Source organism: Nocardioides korecus (genome assembly GCF_054778395.1).
Window position 1 is genome coordinate 212,615 of the sequence record NZ_BAAGZO010000004.1, and the last position, 15,989, is coordinate 228,603.

Here is a 15,989-nt window from a genome sequence, read left to right on the forward strand (position 1 = left end):
TCAGAGCACCTCCGGCGCCAGCGAGATGATCCTCATGAAGCGCTTGTCACGCAGCTCGCGGCCCACGGGGCCGAAGATGCGCGTGCCACGGGGCTCACCGTCGCCCTTGAGGATCACTGCGGCGTTCTCGTCGAAGCGGATGTAAGAACCGTCGGGACGGCGGCGCTCCTTGGTGGTGCGCACGATCACGGCCTTGACGACGTCGCCCTTCTTGACGTTGCCGCCCGGGATCGCGTCCTTGACGGTGGCGACGATGACGTCGCCGATGCCGGCGTAGCGCCGACCAGAGCCGCCGAGCACGCGGATGCAGAGGATCTGCTTCGCACCCGTGTTGTCGGCGACCTTGAGTCGCGACTCCTGCTGGATCATGGTCTGTCTCCTACTTCGCCTTCTCGAGGATCTCCACCACGCGCCAGCGCTTGGTCGCGCTGAGGGGGCGGGTCTCCATGATCAGGACACGATCTCCGACGCCGCAGTCGTTCTGCTCGTCGTGGGCCTTGAGCTTGCTGGTGCGGCGCAGCACCTTGCCGTACAGCGCGTGCTTGACGCGGTCCTCTACGGACACGACCACGGTCTTGTCCATCTTGTCGCTGACGACCAGGCCCTCGCGGACCTTGCGTGCGGCGCGGTTCTCCGTAGCGTTCTCGCTCATGCGCCGACCTCCTCGGACTCGGTGGTGGAGCCCGGGGCCGTCCGGATGCCGAGCTCGCGCTCACGCACCACGGTGTAGATCCGGGCGATGTCCTTCTTGACCGCGCGCAGGCGGCCGTGGCTCTCGAGCTGGCCGGTGGCCGCCTGGAACCGGAGGTTGAAGAGCTCCTCCTTGGCCTCGCGCAGCTTGCCCTCGAGGTCGACGTTGGTCAGGTCGTCCATGTCGTGTGCGGTTGCCATCAGAAATCACCTGCTTCACGAGTGACGAACTTGCACTTCATCGGGAGCTTGTGGATCGCGCGGCGCATGGCCTCGCGGGCCACGTCCTCGGGGACGCCGGACAGCTCGAACATGATGCGTCCGGGCTTGACGTTGGCGACCCACCACTCGGGGGAGCCCTTGCCGGAACCCATGCGGGTCTCGGCCGGCTTCTTGGTCAGCGGGCGGTCGGGGTAGATGTTGATCCACACCTTGCCGCCACGCTTGATGTGACGCGTCATCGCGATACGAGCGGACTCGATCTGACGGTTGGTCACGTAGGCGGGCTCGGTGGCCTGGATGCCGAAGTCACCGAAGGAGAGCTTCGTGCCGCCCTTGGCCGCGCCCGTGCGCTTGGGGTGGTGCTGCTTGCGGTGCTTGACCCTGCGGGGCATCAACATGTCGCTCAGCCCTCCCCGTTGGTGGAAGCGGCGGCCTCGGCCGGCGCTGCGGAAGCGGTCGGCGCAGCGGAGTCCGCCGCGGGAGCGTCGGTGCGAGCCGGACGGTCGCCGCGGGTGCCGCGGGTCGGCCGGTCGCCGCCACGGTCGCCACGAGCACCGCCGGGGCCGCCACGGCCACGACCGGGCGCACCGGCCCGGGCAGCAGCCTGGGCCTCGCGCTCGGCGCGGGTGCCCGCGACCTCGCCCTTGTAGATCCAGACCTTCACGCCGATGCGGCCGAAGGTGGTCTTGGCCTCGTAGAAGCCGTAGTCGATGTCGGCGCGCAGGGTGTGCAGGGGCACGCGGCCCTCGCGGTAGAACTCCGAGCGCGACATCTCGGCGCCGTTGAGACGACCCGAGCACTGGATCCGGATGCCCTTGGCACCGGAGCGCATCGAGGTCTGCATGGCCTTCTTCATCGCACGACGGAACTGCACGCGACCGGCGAGCTGCTCGGCGACGCCCTGGGCGACCAGCTGCGCGTCGATCTCGGGCTGCTTCACCTCGAGGATGTTCAGCTGCACCTGCTTGCCGGTGAGCTTCTCCAGCTCGCCGCGCAGGCGGTCGGCCTCGGCGCCGCGGCGACCGATGACGATGCCGGGGCGGGCGGTGTGGATGTCGACGCGGACCCGGTCACGGGTGCGCTCGATCTCGACCTTGGCGATGCCGGCGCGCTCCATGCCCTTGGACAGCAGGCGACGGATGGCGACGTCCTCGCCGACGTAGCTCTTGTACAGCTTGTCGGCGTACCACCGGCTCTTGTGGTCGGTCGAGATGCCGAGGCGGAACCCGTTCGGGTTGATCTTCTGACCCATCAGGCCTTCCGTCCCTTCGTCTTCGGGCCGGCGGTGAGGGCGACCTGGTCGGCCGTCTGCACCACCAGCGTGATGTGGCTGGTGCGCTTGTTGATCCGGGTGGCCCGGCCCTGCGCACGCGGACGCCACCGCTTCATCGTCGGGCCCTCGTCGACCATCGCCTTGCTGACGACCAGGGCACCTCGGTCGAGGTCCTCCGTGGTGGTCGCGTTGGCGACGGCGCTCTCGAGCACCTTGTAGACGGTCTCGCTGGCGGCCTGCGGCGCGAACTGCAGCAGGGCCAGGGCGTCGTCCACGGGCAGGCCGCGGACCATGTCCACGACCCGGCGCGCCTTCATCGGGGTGATCCGGACGAAGCGAGCACTGGCGAACGCACCCGGCTGGTCACCGAGCAACGAGTCACGACGGGCACTGGTGCGCCCACGTTCTCCTACGGTCATAGTCTCTATCTCTCCTGTAGCCCCCGCGTCAGCGGCGGCGGCTCTTCCGGTCGTCCCTGACGTGCCCGCGGTAGGTGCGGGTCGGTGCGAACTCGCCGAGCTTGTGGCCGACCATGGAGTCGGTCACGAAGACGGGGACGTGCTTGCGTCCGTCGTGCACGGCGAGCGTGTGGCCGATCATGGCCGGCACGATCATCGAGCGACGCGACCACGTCTTGATCACGTTGTGGGTCCCGGCGTCGTTCTGCGTGTCCACCTTCTTCATCAGGTGGTCGTCGACGAACGGGCCCTTCTTCAGGCTGCGAGGCATCTGGTTTCTTCCCTACTCAGCGCTTGTTCTTGCCGGAGCGGCGGCGACGGACGATCAGGGCATCGCTGGCCTTGCGCTTGCGCGTGCGGCCCTCGGGCTTGCCCCAGGGGGAGACCGGGTGGCGACCACCGGAGGTCTTGCCCTCACCACCACCGTGCGGGTGGTCGACCGGGTTCATGACGACACCACGGACGGTGGGGCGCTTGCCCTTCCAGCGCATGCGGCCGGCCTTGCCCCAGTTGATGTTGGACTGCTCGGCGTTGCCCACGGCACCGACGGTGGCGCGGCAGCGCACGTCGACGTACCGCATCTCGCCCGACGGCATCCGCAGCTGGGCCCGCGAGCCCTCCTTGGCGACCAGCTGGGCGCTGTTGCCGGCGGAGCGGGCGATCTTGGCGCCGCCGCCGGGACGCAGCTCGATGCAGTGGATCGTGGTGCCGACCGGGATGTTGCGCAGGGGCAGGTTGTTCCCGGGCTTGATGTCAGCCGTGGGACCCGCCTCGAGGGCCGTGCCCTGCACGACGTTGAGCGGCGCGATGATGTAGCGCTTCTCGCCGTCGGCGTAGTGCAGCAGCGCGATGCGCGCGGTGCGGTTGGGGTCGTACTCGATGTGCGCGACCTTGGCCGGCACCCCGTCCTTGTCGTAGCGACGGAAGTCGATGATCCGGTAGGCACGCTTGTGCCCGCCGCCCTGGTGCCGCGTCGTGATCCGGCCCTGGTTGTTGCGGCCACCCTTCTTGGGCAGCGGCTTGACCAGGGACTTCTCCGGCGTGGTGCGGGTGATCTCGACGAAGTCGGCGACCGACGAGCCACGACGGCCCGGCGTGGTCGGCTTGTACTTGCGGATAGCCATGTGAGTTCCTCAGCTCCTCTTCGACCCGGTCAGCCGACCGGGCCGGTGAAGATGTCGATGCGGTGACCCTCGGCCAGGCTCACGATGGCGCGCTTGGTGTCCTTGCGCTTGCCCAGACCGGTGCGCGTGCGACGGGTCTTGCCCACGCGGTTGATGGTGTTCACCGAGGTGACCTTGACGTCGAAGATCTTCTCGACCGCGATCTTGATCTCGGTCTTGTTGGCGTCGGGGTGCACCAGGAAGGTGTACTTGTTCGCGTCGAGGAGGCTGTAGCTCTTCTCGCTCACGACCGGCGCGATCAGGACGTCGCGGTGGTCCTTGTGCAGGGTGCTCACTTCGCCTCCTCGGCGTTCTCGGCGTCGTTGCCGGGGGCCTCGACGACGGTGGCGGAACGGTGCGACGACGCGGCGGTGCCGTTGACGAAGGAGTCGTAGGCGCCCTGGGTGAAGATGACGTCGTCGGAGAGCAGCACGTCGTAGGTGTTCAGCTGGTCGACGGCCAGCAGGTGCACCGAGGCGACGTTGCGCAGCGAGAGCCAGGTGACGGTGTCGTCGCGCTCCAGGACGACCAGCTGACGCCGGTGGCCCGAGAGGTCGACCAGCGCCGCGACGGCGGCCTTGGTCGAGGGGACGGTGCCGGTGACCAGCGACTCCACGACGTGGATGCGACCCGAGCGGGCCCGGTCGGAGAGGGCACCGCGCAGGGCGGCGGCCTTCATCTTCTTGGGCGTGCGCTGGTCGTAGTCGCGCGGCTGCGGGCCGTGCACGACGCCACCGCCGACGAACTGCGGCGCGCGGGTCGAGCCCTGGCGGGCGCGGCCGGTGCCCTTCTGCTTGTAGGGCTTGCGACCACCGCCGCGGACCTCGCCGCGGGTCTTGGTCGCGTGCGTGCCCTGGCGGGCCGCGGCCTGCTGGGCCACGACGACCTGGTGGATCAGCGGGATGTTGGTCTCGACGCCGAAGATCTCCGCGGGGAGATCGACGTTCACGGTCTTCGCGCTCATGCGCCGGCCTCCTCGGTCTTCTTCGCAGCCGAGCGGATGACGATGAGGCCACCCTTGGGGCCGGGGACGGCACCCTTGAGCAGGATCAGGCCCTTCTCGACGTCCACGGCGTGCACGGTGACGTTCTGGGTGGTGATCGTGTCGCTACCCATGCGGCCGGCCATCCGGGTGCCCTTGAAGACACGACCGGGGGTGGCGCAGGCGCCGATGGAGCCGGGCTTGCGGTGGTTGCGGTGGGCACCGTGGGAGGCGCCGACGCCGTGGAAGCCGTGACGCTTCATGACACCGGCGTAGCCCTTGCCCTTGCTGGTGCCGGTGACGTCGACGTCCTGGCCGGCGGCGAACAGGTCCGGGCCGAGCTCCTGACCCACGGCGTACGACGCGGCGTCGTTCGTCCGGATCTCGGTCACGTGGCGGCGGGGGGTGACCCCGGCCTTGCCGAAGTGACCGGCGGAGGGCTTGGTGACCTTGGCGCCGTCGATCTCGCCGAAGCCGATCTGGATGGCGTTGTAGCCGTCCTTCTCGGGGGTGCGGACCTGGGTCACCACGTTGGTGCCGGCCGCGATCACGGTGACGGGGACGATGCGGTTGTTCTCGTCCCAGGTCTGGGTCATGCCGAGCTTGGTGCCCAGCAGCCCCTTCAGGTTGCGTTCGAAAGTGTGAGCCATGACGACCTCAGAGCTTGATCTCGATGTCGACGCCGGCAGGCAGGTCGAGACGCATGAGCGAGTCGACCGTCTTCGGCGTGGGGTCAATGATGTCGATGAGGCGCTTGTGGGTGCGCATCTCGAAGTGCTCGCGGGAGTCCTTGTACTTGTGGGGCGAGCGGATGACGCAGTAGACGTTCTTCTCCGTCGGCAGCGGCACCGGGCCGGCCACCTTCGCGCCCGTGCGAGTCACGGTGTCCACGATCTTCCGCGCCGAGGTGTCGATCACCTCGTGGTCATAGGCCTTGAGCCTGATGCGGATCTTCTGTCCCGCCATCAAACAACGTCCTTACTTCGTAGTCCCAACGAAATCTGTCTCGGGCCCCCTCGTCGAGGTGACCCGCCCTGCTTCCCGCTCCTCCGACCCCCGCGGTCGGGCGTGTCGCGCATTGTGCTCGTGGCGCGACGCAGCCCACCGTGCTGATCGTTGCTGGTGCGGCACCCGGGATCCGGGCTGAACGAGCTCTCCTGGTGCGGCGCGGACACGCGACGACGACCGCCACCGCGAGGTGGCATCAGGAGAACCTGTTCATCAGTCAATGTCCGCGCCCCGGCGAACCCGCTGAGGCAACCGCACCATCTTGACAGAGGTCCACGCCGTACGCCAAATCGGTTCGGGCTCCCCCGCCGCGTCCCGGCTGGCAGGATGGGCCCCGCGTGACCGTAGGCCGGTCGCCAGAGCGGCCCGTCACGGGTGCGGGCCGCCGAACGATCCGGGAGCCAGATGTCCTACTACCCACCGCCGGGGGCCCCGGACGACTATTCCGGCCGTCCCGCTGCCGGGCCCGGCGGCCCCGCCGGTCTCGGTGGGCCGCCCCCACCGGGACCGCAGGGTCCGGGAGCTCCGTGGGGCCCGGCGGCGTACGGGCCACTCGTGCACAAGCCCGGGATCGTCCCCCTGCGCCCGCTCCTGCTCGGCGACATCCTGGGTGGGGCCCTGCAGACGGTGCGGCGCAACCCGCGCGCCACGGTCGGGATGGCGCTGCTGGTCACCTTCGCCTTCATGCTGGTGCCGATCGTGGGGACCCTCGTGCTCGGGGCGACCGGGACGCTGCCGTCGGTCGACCCGCTCGACGAGGGCGGCTCGACCGGCCTGGGTCCCACCGACCTCGGCTTCGTGCTGTCCTCGCTGGTGACGGCGGTCTTCTCCGGCCTATCCGGCATCGTCATCACCGGGCTGATCGTGCGGGTCGTCGAGCAGGCCGTGCTCGGGCGCCGGATCACCACCGCCCAGGCCTGGCAGGGCACCCGGGGCCGGCTGCTGCCGCTGCTCGGGCTGACGGCGCTGGTCACGCTGGGCGCGCTGGTGGTCGTCGGCCTGCCCACCGGGATCGCCCTGCTCCTCGGCCTGGCGACCGGCAACGACGTGCTGACGGTGCTGCTCGTGGTCCTGGGCGTCCTGGCCGGGGTGGTGGTGATGTTCGTCCTGTACGTCCGCTACGTCCTGCTCGCGGCCCCCGCGCTCGTGCTCGAGGGCACCGGGGTCCTGGCCTCCTTCCGCCGGGCCGCGGCCCTGTCGCGGGGCCAGTTCTGGCGGATCCTGGGGATCTACCTGCTCGCCAACCTCGCAGCCACGGTCGTCGGCCAGGTGATCGGGGTGCCGTTCGCGATCCTGGGTGCCGTCGGGCTCTTCGTGCTGCCGCCGAGCTGGGCCCTGGCCGGGACGCTGCTGACCAGCCACGTCTCCACCATCCTCACCGGGGCCCTGATCGGCCCCTTCACCTCCGGCGTCCTGGTGCTGCTCTACCTCGACCAGCGGTTCCGCAAGGAGGGGCTCGACATCGAGCTGATCGACCGCACGCTGGGGCCGGGGTCCCCGGAGCGGCCGCGGTGACCCCGTGAACCTCGTGCTGATCCCGGTGGTGGTGGACCCCGGCCCGGGGACGGCCCGCGACTGGGTGAGTCGCGAGCTGGCCCGGCCCGAGTACCAGGAGTCGCTGCTGCAGCGGGCCCAGCGATGGTTCGGGGAGCTGCTCGACCGCGTCTCGGCGACGCCCGACGCCCTCAGCGGCCTCTCGCCGCTGGTGGGTCTGCTCCTGCTGGTGCTGGTCGTCGCCCTCGGGGCGTTCCTGCTCTCCCGCCTCGGCGCCAACCCCGCGCTGCCCGCCGGGTCCGCGGAGGTGTTCGCCGTCGGTCGTGACCCGGCCGTGGCCCACCGCTCCCGGGCCGAGGCGGCCCTGGCTGCCGGTCGCTGGGACGAGTCCGTCCTCGAGGCCGTCCGCGCCCTGACCTCGACCCTGGTCGAGCGCGGCCTCGCGCCGGAGCGGGCCGGCGTGACCGTGCACGAGATCACCGCCGACGCCGCGCGGCTGTTCCCGGCCGAGCAGGGGCGGCTCGAGCAGGTGGGGCGCACCTTCGACGAGACGAGGTACGGCGACCGCCCGACCGGCGAGGACCAGGCGCGCGCGGCCGTGGAGCTGGAGCGCGACCTGGCCCGCGCCACCCCCGGCGGCGCCCGCGTCACCGGCCCGGTGGCGGCGGCGCCCCGATGAGCGCCACGACGACCCTGTCGGCGAGACCCGGGACCGGGGGGACCGCGGGGCGCGCGGCCCGCACCCGTCGGCGTACGCCGTGGGTGGTGGGGGCGGGCATGCTCCTGGTGCTGGTCGTGGTCTCGGTGCTCACCCGCGACTCGGCGCGCTTCGACGGCGCGCTCGACCCGCGCAACCCGGGCCGCGACGGGGCCCAGGCGCTGGCCCGCGTGCTGGACGCCCACGGCGCACCCGTGACCGTCGCCCGCGGCCAGGACCAGCTGCTCGCCACCCCGGTCGACGCCGGCACGACCGTGGTGGTCACCGACCCCGGCGAGCTCGGCCCCAGCACCCTGCGCACGCTGCGCCGCCACGCCGATGGGGCCGCGGCGCTGGTGCTGGTGGGCCCGGCGGCCACGCTCGCCGCGCTGCTCGACGTCGACACCTCGGGCGCAGTCACGGGCACACGGACGGCCGGCTGCGACACCCCCCTGGTCCGGGGCCTGTCCCTGCGCGCCCGCGACGCCGACGGGCTCGACGGGCTCGACGGAACCGGGTGCTTCGGCGCGACCCTGGGCCGGGTCGGCGGCACCTGGACCCTGAGCTCCCCCGGCTCGCTGGCCAACACCCACCTGCGCGAGGCCGACAACGCCGCCGTCGGGCTGCGGCTGCTCGGGCAGGGCGACTCGGTGCTGTGGTATGTCGCGGACAGCGCCGACACCCCGGCCGACGACGGGGTCGACCTCGCCGGGCTGCTGCCCCCCTGGCTGGTGCCCTCGCTGCTGCTGCTGAGCGCCGCGCTGGTCGCGCTGGTGCTCTGGCGCGGCCGTCGACTCGGCCCCCTGGTCACCGAGCCGCTCCCGGTCGTCGTGCGCGCCGTCGAGTCGACGCGCAGCCGGGGCCGGCTCTACCGCCGCACCGCCGACCGGCAGCACGTGGCCGACGTGCTCGCCGGCGCCACCCGACGCCGGCTGCTGGAGGTGCTGGGACTGCCGCGCAGCACCCGCACCGAGGCCCTCGTCGCCGCGGTGGCGGCCCGCACGGGCCGCGACCCGCGCGAGGTGCACGACCTGCTCACAGGCTCCACCTCCGGGGCCGCCGGCTCCCGGAAGGACGCCCCGCTGGTCGGTCTCGGCCCGCGTCTGCTCGAGCTCGAGGACGAGGTACGCAGCCCATGACAGAGCACTCCCCCACCGGCACCGCCGACACCAGTGGCAGCCCCGGGGCATCGGCCCCGGACGGCCCCGACGCGGCGGCCGCCCACGACGCCCTCGAGGCCGTACGCCGGGAGGTCGCCAAGGCGGTCGTCGGCCAGGACGCCGCGGTCTCGGGGCTGCTGGTCGCCCTGCTCACCCGCGGCCACGTCCTGATGGAGGGCGTGCCCGGGGTCGCCAAGACCCTGCTGGTGCGCAGCCTCGCGGCGGCGCTGGACGTCGACACCCGCCGGGTGCAGTTCACCCCCGACCTGATGCCCGGCGACATCACCGGCTCCCTGGTGATCGAAGGCGGCGGCCACGAGCTGACCTTCCGCGAGGGCCCGGTCTTCACCAACCTGCTGCTCGCCGACGAGATCAACCGGACGCCACCGAAGACCCAGTCGGCGCTGCTGGAGGCGATGGAGGAGGGGCAGGTCTCCACCGACGGCCGCAGTCGACGGCTGCCCTCGCCGTTCCTGGTGGCCGCGACCCAGAACCCGGTGGAGCACGAGGGCACCTACCCGCTGCCCGAGGCCCAGCTCGACCGCTTCCTGCTCAAGGTCCACCTGCCGGTGCCCGGCCGCGACGACGAGCTGGCCATCCTGGCCCGCCACGCCGCGGGGTTCGACCCCCAGGACGTCGTCGGCGCCGGGGTGCGGCCGGTCGCCGGCGCCGTCCACGTGGAGGCGGGGATCCGGGCGGTGCGCTCGGTGCGCGTGGCCGACGACGTGGCGGCGTACATCGTGGACATCGCGCGGGCCACCCGGCAGGCCCCCTCGCTGAGCCTGGGCGTCAGCCCCCGCGGCGCCACGGCGCTGCTGCGCTCCAGCCGCGCCTGGGCCTGGCTGGGCGGGCGCGACTTCGTCACCCCCGACGACGTGAAGGCGGTCGCCCACGCCACCCTGGCCCACCGGCTCGCCCTGCGCCCCGAGGCCGAGCTCGAGGGCGTCGTCGTCAGCCAGGTGCTCAGCGCGGCGATCGGCTCCGTGCCGGTCCCGCGCTGACGCCGTGGCGATCACCTGGCGGGTCCCGCTGCTCGTCCTGGTCGGCCTGCTCCCGGTGGTGCTGCTGCCCTCGGGGACGACCGTCCTGCTCTGGGTCCTCCTGGTGCTGGTGCTCGTCGGTCTCGACGTCCTGCTCGCCCCGCGTCGCTCGACCCTCGACGTCGTGCGCCGTCCGGTCGGCCGGGTCCGTCAGGGTGACCCGGGGTCGACCGTCCTGGAGGTGGGGGCGACCCGGCGGGTGCGCGGCAGCCTGCGCGACGCCTGGCAGCCCTCGGCGGGCGCGACCGGGGAGCGGCACCGGCTGCACCTCGACGCCGGGAGCCGGCAGGAGCTGGTCACCCACCTGCGCCCGACTCGTCGTGGCGACCTGCGGACCGACCGGGTCACCGTGCTGCTCCTGGGCCCGCTCGGTCTCGCGGGACGCCAGGGAGCGCTCCGGGTGCCGGGGACGGTGCGCGTGCTGCCGGCGTTCCCGTCGGTGCGCCACCTGCCGAGCCGCCTGGCCCGGCTGCGGGAGCTCGACGGCCGCGCGGCGGTGCGGGTGCGGGGCCAGGGCACGGAGTTCGACTCGTTGCGGGAGTACGTCGGCGGCGACGACGTGCGCAGCGTGGACTGGCGCGCGAGCGCCCGCAGCCGGTCGGTCGTGGTGCGCACCTGGCAGCCCGAGCGCGACCGGCGGGTGGTGATCGTGCTCGACACCGGCCGCACCTCGGCCGGCCGGGTGGACGACGTGCCGCGGCTGGACTCCGCGATGGACGCCGCCCTCCTGCTCGCCACCCTGGCGGCTCGCGCCGGCGACCGGGTCTCGTTCGTGGCCGGCGACCTCACGGTCCGCACGCGGCTGCAGGGCAGTCACCGGCGCGACGTGGTCGGGGCCGTCCAGGAGGCCATGGCGGGCCTCCAGCCGGTCCTGGCCGAGACCAGCTGGCGCCGGCTCGTGGGAGCGGTGGACTCGCTCGGGCGTCAGCGGGCGCTGGTCGTGCTGCTGACCGCGCTCGAGCCCTCGGCCGTCCAGGCCGGCCTGCTGCCCCTGGTCCCCCCGCTCACCTCGCGCCACCGGGTCGTCCTGGCCTCGGTGCGCGACCCCGAGATCGACCGCCTGGCCCGGAGCCGCGACGACGCCCGGGCGACGTACGACGCCGCAGCGGCGGAGCAGGCTGCCGGGCAGCGCGACGCGACCGCCCGCCTCCTCGGCGCGCTCGGGGTCGGCGTGCTCGACGCCGACGCCGAGGACCTGCCCGTGCGGCTGGCCGACCACTACTTGTCGCTGAAGGCGCGCGGCCTGCTCTGAGCCCGCGTGCCTCCCGGGCCGCTCAGGCGGCGGTCGCGACCCGGTCCTCCAGCAGCGAGGCGTCGACGTCACCGGTCCAGCCGGCGCGCACGGCACGACCACCCAGGACGAAGACGTAGGCCAGGAAGACCAGCTCGACCAGGATCCCGACGCCGATCCGGGCCCAGGTCGGCAAGCCCGAGGGCGTCACGAACGCCTCGATCAGTCCCGAGACCAGCAGCACGACCGCCAGCCCCATCGCCACCCCTCCGGCCGAGCGGCCCTCGGCCGCCAGCGACTGCGCCCGCGAACGGGGACCGGGGGCCACCCACGACCAGAACAGCCGCAGCCCGACCCCGGCGGCCACGAACACGGCGGTCAGCTCGAGCAGGCCGTGGGGCAGGATCAGCCCGAAGAACAGCTCCCCGCGGCCGTGCCGGACCATGATCGAGCCGACCAGGGCGAGGTTGACCATGTTCTGGGCCAGCACGTAGATCACCGGCAGGCCCAACGCCCCGAGCGCGATGCAGAGCGCGGCCACCCAGGCGTTGTTGGTCCAGACCTGGGCGGCGAAGTGCGAGGCCGCCGACGCGGAGTAGTAGTCCGCGAAGTCGTGGGAGACCAGCGCGGAGACCTGGCGCGGGTCCAGCAGCGACTGCTCGACCTGCGGGTGCTCCACCAGCCACCACAGCGCCACGGCCGTCAGGGCGTAGCTGCCCAGCATCGCGCTCAGCCACCAGCGCCGGGTCCGGTGCAGGGCGGCCGGGAAGCGGCGCACGAAGAAGTCGGCCACCCCGCTCCAGGCGGGCGTGCGGGTGCCCGAGGCGCGCGTGCGCGCCCGCGCCAGGAGCGCGCTGAGGTAGGCCACGACCGAGGGGTCGGAGGCCCCGGACCGGATCACGCTGAGGTGGGTCGCGACCTCCTGGTAGAGGTCGACCAGCTCGTCGGCCTCCCGCCCGGAGGCGGGCGGGCGCCGGCTCAGCCGGTCGAGCCGGTCCCAAGTCGCCCGGTGCGCGTGCACGTAGGCGTCGAGGTCCATGCCCAGCAGCGTAGGGCGAACCCCGGTGCGGGCGACCGGGAACGACCTAGGCTGCTCGCGATGTCCACGCCACCGGGTGACCCGCACGCCGCGGCGCCGCTGTGGGACGAGCACGACCAGCTCGTCACCGGCGAGGCGGTCGCGCTCGAGCTGCCGGCGGCCTCCCTGGGCCTTCGCCTGGTCTCGGGGCTGATCGACCTGGCGGTCTCGTTCGGCGTGCTGCTCGCCGGCATCGTGGTGGGCTCGCTGGTCGCCCCCGACGACGCGCTGGCCGCCGTCGCGGCCGTCGTGACCGCGGCCGGGGCCCTGGTCCTCGGCCCGGCCGTGCTCGAGACGCTGACCCGCGGCCGCACCCTGGGCAAGCTCGCCACCGGGCTGCGCACCGTGCGCGACGACGCCGGTCCGATCTCCTTCCACCACGCCTTCGTGCGGCACCTGGTCGGGGTGGTGGAGATCTGGGTGCTCAGCGGCGTGCCCGCCCTGGTCACGGCCGTGGTCAACAGCCGCGGGAAGCGGCTCGGCGACCTGGTCGCCGGCACGTACGTCGTGCGCGACCGGTTCCGGCTCGAGCTGCCCTGGCCGGTGCAGATGCCACCCCACCTGGCCGCGTGGGCCGCGCACGCCGACCTCGCGCCCCTGCCCGACCCCCTGGCCCTGGCGGTGCGGCAGGTGCTGGCCCGCTCCGGCACCCTGTCTCCGCAGGCGCACCACGTGCTGCTGGACCGGATCGTGGGCGAGGTGTCGCGCCACGTGGCACCACCCCCGCCCGCCGGCACCCCACCCGAGGACTTCCTCGCCGCCGTGGCCGCCGAGCGCCGCGCCCGCGACGAGCGGCGGCTGTGGCGCGAGGCCGACCAGCGGTGGCGGCTGACCCAGCGGCTGGGCTGAGCCACCCGTGGAACCGGCTCAGATCTGCGCCGACTCCTCGCCGACGCCGGTCAGCGCGTGCTCGCGCTCGGGGTCGACCTTGCGCGGGATCGACAGGCACATCACCGACGCCAGCAGGCACAGTCCGCCGGCGGTCATCCAGGCCACGAAGTAGTCGCCGAGGCCCTGCCGCACCCACCCGGCGTACGACGCAGCGATGCCGGCGCCGACCATGTGCGAGGCGAACACCCAGCCGAAGACCACCCCGGAGCGCTCCAGCCCGAAGTGGATCCGGCACAGCGCGACGGTCGGCGGCACGGTCGCCACCCAGTCGAGGCCGTAGAACACGATGAACAGGAACAGGCTCGGCTGCACGTCGGGGCCCAGCAGGTTGGGCACCACCAGCAGCGAGAGCCCGCGCAGCAGGTAGTAGGCGAACAGCAGGTGGCGCGAGTCGACCCGGTCGGTCAGCCAGCCCGACGCGATCGTGCCGACGATGTCGAAGACCCCGATCAGCGCGAGCAGGGAGGCCGAGGTCGTCGCCGGCATGCCGTGGTCGTGGGCAGCGGGGATGAAGTGCGTGCCGATCAGCCCGTTGGTCGACCAGCCGCAGATCCAGAAGGTGAGGAACAGCGCCCCGAACGTCCAGCGCCGGCTGACCTGCCGCAGCGTGGTGAGCGCGACCCGCGCCGGCCCGGGGCCGTCGTGCGCGACCACCGGCTCGACGTACGCCGCGGGGGCGCCGTAGGGCCGCTCCCCCACGTCGCTGGGGCGGTCGCGCAGCACGAGCAGCACCACCGGGACGAGCAGGAGGGCGAACGCCGAGACCAGCCCGGCGGCCCAGCGCCACCCGGGGCCCTGGGCCAGCTGGGCGATCGCGGGCAGGAAGATCAGCTGGCCGGTGGAGCTGGCGGCCGAGAACAGGCCGGTGACGATGCCGCGGTGCCGGACGAACCAGCGGTTGGCCACGATCGCCCCGAAGACCAGGGCCATGGCGCCCGTGCCGACCCCGACCGGCAGGCCCCACAGCAGCCACAGCTGCCACGACGACGTCATCACCAGGGTCAGCCCGGAGCCGATCGCGACCATCGTGAGGGCGGCCGCCACCACCCGGCGCACGCCGAGGCGCTCCATCAGCGCGGCGGCGAACGGGGCGGTCAGGCCGTAGACCACCAGGTTCAGGGTCACCGCTCCCGACGTCGTCGCGCGCGACCAGCCGAACTCCGACTCCAGCGGCTCCAGGAGCGCACCGGTCGAGGAGCGGAACCCGGCGGCGGCGACGAGCGCGGCCATCGTCGCCCCCGCCACCCACCAGGCGCGGGAGCGCGTGCGCACCTCGGGCTCGACGGTCGCGGTCACCCGCTGATCCTAGGGACCACCGGCGGTCCCGGGCCGCCCGGACGCCTGCCGGACGACCCCCGGACCGGGCCACGGTGGCGGGCCCCGGCGTGGGACCCCCCTTGTCCGGGGGCCCGACCCGACCTAGCGTCGTGGGATGGACGGGACGGTCCTCATCGGCTTCGCGAAGGTCATCGGCATCTCCCTGGTGCCCGTGGCGCTGTTCGGCGCCGTGATCCACGGCCACGTCGTGGTGGACCGGGGCCGGGCGCTCGCGCGGCGGCTGCACCTCCTCGCCCCGCAGGCGCCGGCCACCCACGGCCCCCCGCTGGAGCGGCTGGCGGCCGACCTGCGCCGGCTGCGACCGCTCGCGTGCAGCCCCCGCCCCGGGGTGCCGATGGCGCGCCACCGCGGCACGGTCGCTGCCTACGACCTGGTCCTGGCCGACACGGCGCGGGCGCTGGCGGTGCCGACGCGGCTGCCCGAGCTGCCCGCGCTGGGCATCGACCGCGAGGCCGAGCGGCTCCGGCTCGAGCACGCCCTGGAGCAGGCCGGCCTGAGCTGGGAGACCGGCGGTCCCTAGCGGTGCGGCCCGGCTCCGCGCTCAGACCCGGCGGTAGGCCAGGTCGGTGATCGGCCGGTCGGCCGCCCGCCCCTTGCGCTCGAACTTCGTCATCGGCCGGTCCGACCAGCGCTCCACGACCCCACCCGCAAGCCCCGGCTCCGCGTCGAGGACGGCCTGCATGCGACCGGCGTACTCCTCCCAGTCGGTGGCCAGCCGCCACACCCCGCCCGGCCGCAGCCGGGTCGCCACGAGGGCGGCGAACTCGGCGGTCACGAGCCGCCGCTTGTGGTGCCGCTTCTTGGGCCACGGGTCGGGGAAGAAGGTCCACAGCTCCTCGACGCCGCCGGGGTCGAAGAGGTGCTCCAGGCACCACACGGCGTCGACGGCGAGCAGGCGCACGTTGTCGGCGCCGGCCTCGGCGACCAGGCCCAGCGTGTGCGCGATGCCGGGGCGCCAGACCTCCAGCGCCGCCACGTCGTACGCCGGGCGGGCCGCGGCCAGCGCGGCGGTGGCCTCCCCCACGCCCGAGCCGATCTCGACGATGATCGGCGCCTCGCGGCCGAAGAGCGCGGGCCAGCTGAAACCGGGCCGGTCCACCGCCTCCTCGGGCACCACCCAGGCCTCGTGGTGGGCGTCCCAGCTCTCCTGCTGCGACGGGGTGAACCGGGCGCTGCGGCGCGAGTAGGTCAGCACCTCCCGCATCCGCTGACCGTCTTCGTTGAACGTCTGGTGCGGGCGGGCGGGGGGAAGTCGCTCGGTCAC

General features: G+C 73.2%; 22 protein-coding genes. 7 read left to right on the plus strand and 15 right to left on the minus strand.

Going from position 1 to position 15,989, the window contains the following annotated elements; all coding sequences use genetic code 11:
- Genes rplN through rpsJ form a run of 12 tightly spaced genes read right to left on the minus strand, consistent with a single transcriptional unit; the run spans window position 1 to window position 5,754 of the window.
- Entirely contained in the window at window positions 1–369 is a 369-nt protein-coding gene (rplN, locus tag ACYVDA_RS09515) for a 50S ribosomal protein L14 (protein ID WP_460817637.1), read from the minus strand.
- Window positions 370–379: 10 nt separating this feature from the next.
- Window positions 380–652 (minus strand): 30S ribosomal protein S17, encoded by a 273-nt coding sequence (gene rpsQ, locus ACYVDA_RS09520; RefSeq protein WP_460817639.1) that lies wholly within the window; start codon window positions 650–652, stop codon window positions 380–382.
- Entirely contained in the window at window positions 649–891 is a 243-nt protein-coding gene (gene rpmC / locus ACYVDA_RS09525; protein ID WP_460817642.1) for a 50S ribosomal protein L29, read from the minus strand. Before rpmC ends, rpsQ begins: the two co-directional genes overlap by 4 nt.
- On the minus strand, window positions 891–1,310 hold the full coding sequence (gene rplP, locus ACYVDA_RS09530) for a 50S ribosomal protein L16 (protein ID WP_460817644.1): 420 nt from the start codon (window positions 1,308–1,310) through the stop codon (window positions 891–893). Before rplP ends, rpmC begins: the two co-directional genes overlap by 1 nt.
- A gap of 5 nt (window positions 1,311–1,315) precedes the next feature.
- Entirely contained in the window at window positions 1,316–2,164 is an 849-nt protein-coding gene (gene rpsC / locus ACYVDA_RS09535; RefSeq protein WP_460817647.1) for a 30S ribosomal protein S3, read from the minus strand.
- Window positions 2,164–2,604: a 50S ribosomal protein L22 gene (gene rplV, locus ACYVDA_RS09540; protein ID WP_460817649.1), complete on the minus strand. Its 441-nt coding sequence runs from the start codon at window positions 2,602–2,604 to the stop codon at window positions 2,164–2,166. Before rplV ends, rpsC begins: the two co-directional genes overlap by 1 nt.
- A gap of 28 nt (window positions 2,605–2,632) precedes the next feature.
- On the minus strand, window positions 2,633–2,914 hold the full coding sequence (rpsS, locus tag ACYVDA_RS09545; protein WP_460817652.1) for a 30S ribosomal protein S19: 282 nt from the start codon (window positions 2,912–2,914) through the stop codon (window positions 2,633–2,635).
- Between the two features lie 16 nt (window positions 2,915–2,930).
- On the minus strand, window positions 2,931–3,767 hold the full coding sequence (gene rplB, locus ACYVDA_RS09550; protein ID WP_460817654.1) for a 50S ribosomal protein L2: 837 nt from the start codon (window positions 3,765–3,767) through the stop codon (window positions 2,931–2,933).
- 29 nt (window positions 3,768–3,796) lie between these two features.
- The gene (rplW, locus tag ACYVDA_RS09555) at window positions 3,797–4,102 is read right to left on the minus strand and encodes a 50S ribosomal protein L23 (protein WP_460817655.1); all 306 of its coding nucleotides are present in this window, start codon (window positions 4,100–4,102) and stop codon (window positions 3,797–3,799) included.
- Window positions 4,099–4,770 carry a 50S ribosomal protein L4 gene (gene rplD / locus ACYVDA_RS09560; RefSeq protein ID WP_460817657.1) on the minus strand — a complete coding sequence of 224 codons (672 nt, stop codon included), beginning with the start codon at window positions 4,768–4,770 and terminating at the stop codon, window positions 4,099–4,101. The genes rplW and rplD overlap by 4 nt, the downstream gene beginning before the upstream one ends.
- Window positions 4,767–5,438: a 50S ribosomal protein L3 gene (gene rplC / locus ACYVDA_RS09565; RefSeq protein WP_460817659.1), complete on the minus strand. Its 672-nt coding sequence runs from the start codon at window positions 5,436–5,438 to the stop codon at window positions 4,767–4,769. The genes rplD and rplC overlap by 4 nt, the downstream gene beginning before the upstream one ends.
- A gap of 7 nt (window positions 5,439–5,445) precedes the next feature.
- On the minus strand, window positions 5,446–5,754 hold the full coding sequence (gene rpsJ / locus ACYVDA_RS09570) for a 30S ribosomal protein S10 (protein WP_008360994.1): 309 nt from the start codon (window positions 5,752–5,754) through the stop codon (window positions 5,446–5,448).
- Between the two features lie 597 nt (window positions 5,755–6,351).
- Here rpsJ and ACYVDA_RS09575 point away from each other — a divergent pair.
- The 5 genes from ACYVDA_RS09575 to ACYVDA_RS09595 are packed head-to-tail and all read left to right on the plus strand — an operon-like array spanning window position 6,352 to window position 11,439.
- On the plus strand, window positions 6,352–7,311 hold the full coding sequence (locus tag ACYVDA_RS09575) for a hypothetical protein (RefSeq protein ID WP_460817662.1): 960 nt from the start codon (window positions 6,352–6,354) through the stop codon (window positions 7,309–7,311).
- A gap of 4 nt (window positions 7,312–7,315) precedes the next feature.
- Window positions 7,316–7,969, plus strand: a complete 654-nt coding sequence (locus ACYVDA_RS09580; protein WP_460817664.1) for a DUF4129 domain-containing protein — start codon at window positions 7,316–7,318, stop codon at window positions 7,967–7,969.
- A complete protein-coding gene (locus tag ACYVDA_RS09585; RefSeq protein WP_460817666.1) occupies window positions 7,966–9,126 on the plus strand; it encodes a DUF4350 domain-containing protein in 1,161 nt (386 codons plus the stop codon). Before ACYVDA_RS09580 ends, ACYVDA_RS09585 begins: the two co-directional genes overlap by 4 nt.
- Complete coding sequence (locus ACYVDA_RS09590) at window positions 9,123–10,148, plus strand: AAA family ATPase (protein WP_460817669.1); 1,026 nt, start codon at window positions 9,123–9,125, stop codon at window positions 10,146–10,148. The genes ACYVDA_RS09585 and ACYVDA_RS09590 overlap by 4 nt, the downstream gene beginning before the upstream one ends.
- A 4-nt stretch (window positions 10,149–10,152) precedes the next feature.
- Window positions 10,153–11,439 (plus strand): DUF58 domain-containing protein, encoded by a 1,287-nt coding sequence (locus ACYVDA_RS09595; RefSeq protein ID WP_460817672.1) that lies wholly within the window; start codon window positions 10,153–10,155, stop codon window positions 11,437–11,439.
- A 22-nt stretch (window positions 11,440–11,461) separates the two neighbouring features.
- On the opposite strand, the gene ACYVDA_RS09600 is transcribed toward ACYVDA_RS09595, so the two are convergent.
- Window positions 11,462–12,457: a stage II sporulation protein M gene (locus ACYVDA_RS09600; protein WP_460817674.1), complete on the minus strand. Its 996-nt coding sequence runs from the start codon at window positions 12,455–12,457 to the stop codon at window positions 11,462–11,464.
- Between the two features lie 60 nt (window positions 12,458–12,517).
- On the opposite strand from ACYVDA_RS09600, the gene ACYVDA_RS09605 reads away from it, so the two are divergent.
- Window positions 12,518–13,345: an RDD family protein gene (locus ACYVDA_RS09605; RefSeq protein WP_460817676.1), complete on the plus strand. Its 828-nt coding sequence runs from the start codon at window positions 12,518–12,520 to the stop codon at window positions 13,343–13,345.
- Window positions 13,346–13,363: 18 nt separating this feature from the next.
- Here the strand turns inward: ACYVDA_RS09605 and ACYVDA_RS09610 are convergent, their stop codons facing one another.
- Window positions 13,364–14,683, minus strand: coding sequence for an MFS transporter (locus tag ACYVDA_RS09610; RefSeq protein WP_460817679.1), 1,320 nt, complete (start codon window positions 14,681–14,683; stop codon window positions 13,364–13,366).
- A gap of 136 nt (window positions 14,684–14,819) precedes the next feature.
- On the opposite strand from ACYVDA_RS09610, the gene ACYVDA_RS09615 reads away from it, so the two are divergent.
- Window positions 14,820–15,245 (plus strand): hypothetical protein, encoded by a 426-nt coding sequence (locus tag ACYVDA_RS09615; RefSeq protein ID WP_460817682.1) that lies wholly within the window; start codon window positions 14,820–14,822, stop codon window positions 15,243–15,245.
- A gap of 21 nt (window positions 15,246–15,266) precedes the next feature.
- On the opposite strand, the gene trmB is transcribed toward ACYVDA_RS09615, so the two are convergent.
- Window positions 15,267–15,989, minus strand: a complete 723-nt coding sequence (gene trmB / locus ACYVDA_RS09620) for a tRNA (guanosine(46)-N7)-methyltransferase TrmB (protein WP_460817684.1) — start codon at window positions 15,987–15,989, stop codon at window positions 15,267–15,269.

What these genes read in the sequence shown, in the direction of transcription:
- rplD (WP_460817657.1), bottom strand. Translation starts at nt 4,770, where the DNA reads ATGAGCGCGAAGACCGTGAACGTCGATCTCCCCGCGGAGATCTTCGGC.
- rplC (WP_460817659.1), bottom strand. Translation starts at nt 5,438, where the DNA reads ATGGCTCACACTTTCGAACGCAACCTGAAGGGGCTGCTGGGCACCAAG.
- rpsC (WP_460817647.1), bottom strand. Translation starts at nt 2,164, where the DNA reads ATGGGTCAGAAGATCAACCCGAACGGGTTCCGCCTCGGCATCTCGACC.
- rpsJ (WP_008360994.1), bottom strand. Translation starts at nt 5,754, where the DNA reads ATGGCGGGACAGAAGATCCGCATCAGGCTCAAGGCCTATGACCACGAG.
- ACYVDA_RS09605 (WP_460817676.1), top strand. Translation starts at nt 12,518, where the DNA reads ATGTCCACGCCACCGGGTGACCCGCACGCCGCGGCGCCGCTGTGGGAC.
- rplP (WP_460817644.1), bottom strand. Translation starts at nt 1,310, where the DNA reads ATGTTGATGCCCCGCAGGGTCAAGCACCGCAAGCAGCACCACCCCAAG.
- rpsS (WP_460817652.1), bottom strand. Translation starts at nt 2,914, where the DNA reads ATGCCTCGCAGCCTGAAGAAGGGCCCGTTCGTCGACGACCACCTGATG.
- rplV (WP_460817649.1), bottom strand. Translation starts at nt 2,604, where the DNA reads ATGACCGTAGGAGAACGTGGGCGCACCAGTGCCCGTCGTGACTCGTTG.
- rplN (WP_460817637.1), bottom strand. Translation starts at nt 369, where the DNA reads ATGATCCAGCAGGAGTCGCGACTCAAGGTCGCCGACAACACGGGTGCG.
- ACYVDA_RS09600 (WP_460817674.1), bottom strand. Translation starts at nt 12,457, where the DNA reads ATGGACCTCGACGCCTACGTGCACGCGCACCGGGCGACTTGGGACCGG.
- rpmC (WP_460817642.1), bottom strand. Translation starts at nt 891, where the DNA reads ATGGCAACCGCACACGACATGGACGACCTGACCAACGTCGACCTCGAG.
- rplB (WP_460817654.1), bottom strand. Translation starts at nt 3,767, where the DNA reads ATGGCTATCCGCAAGTACAAGCCGACCACGCCGGGCCGTCGTGGCTCG.
- ACYVDA_RS09590 (WP_460817669.1), top strand. Translation starts at nt 9,123, where the DNA reads ATGACAGAGCACTCCCCCACCGGCACCGCCGACACCAGTGGCAGCCCC.
- rpsQ (WP_460817639.1), bottom strand. Translation starts at nt 652, where the DNA reads ATGAGCGAGAACGCTACGGAGAACCGCGCCGCACGCAAGGTCCGCGAG.
- ACYVDA_RS09585 (WP_460817666.1), top strand. Translation starts at nt 7,966, where the DNA reads ATGAGCGCCACGACGACCCTGTCGGCGAGACCCGGGACCGGGGGGACC.
- ACYVDA_RS09615 (WP_460817682.1), top strand. Translation starts at nt 14,820, where the DNA reads ATGGACGGGACGGTCCTCATCGGCTTCGCGAAGGTCATCGGCATCTCC.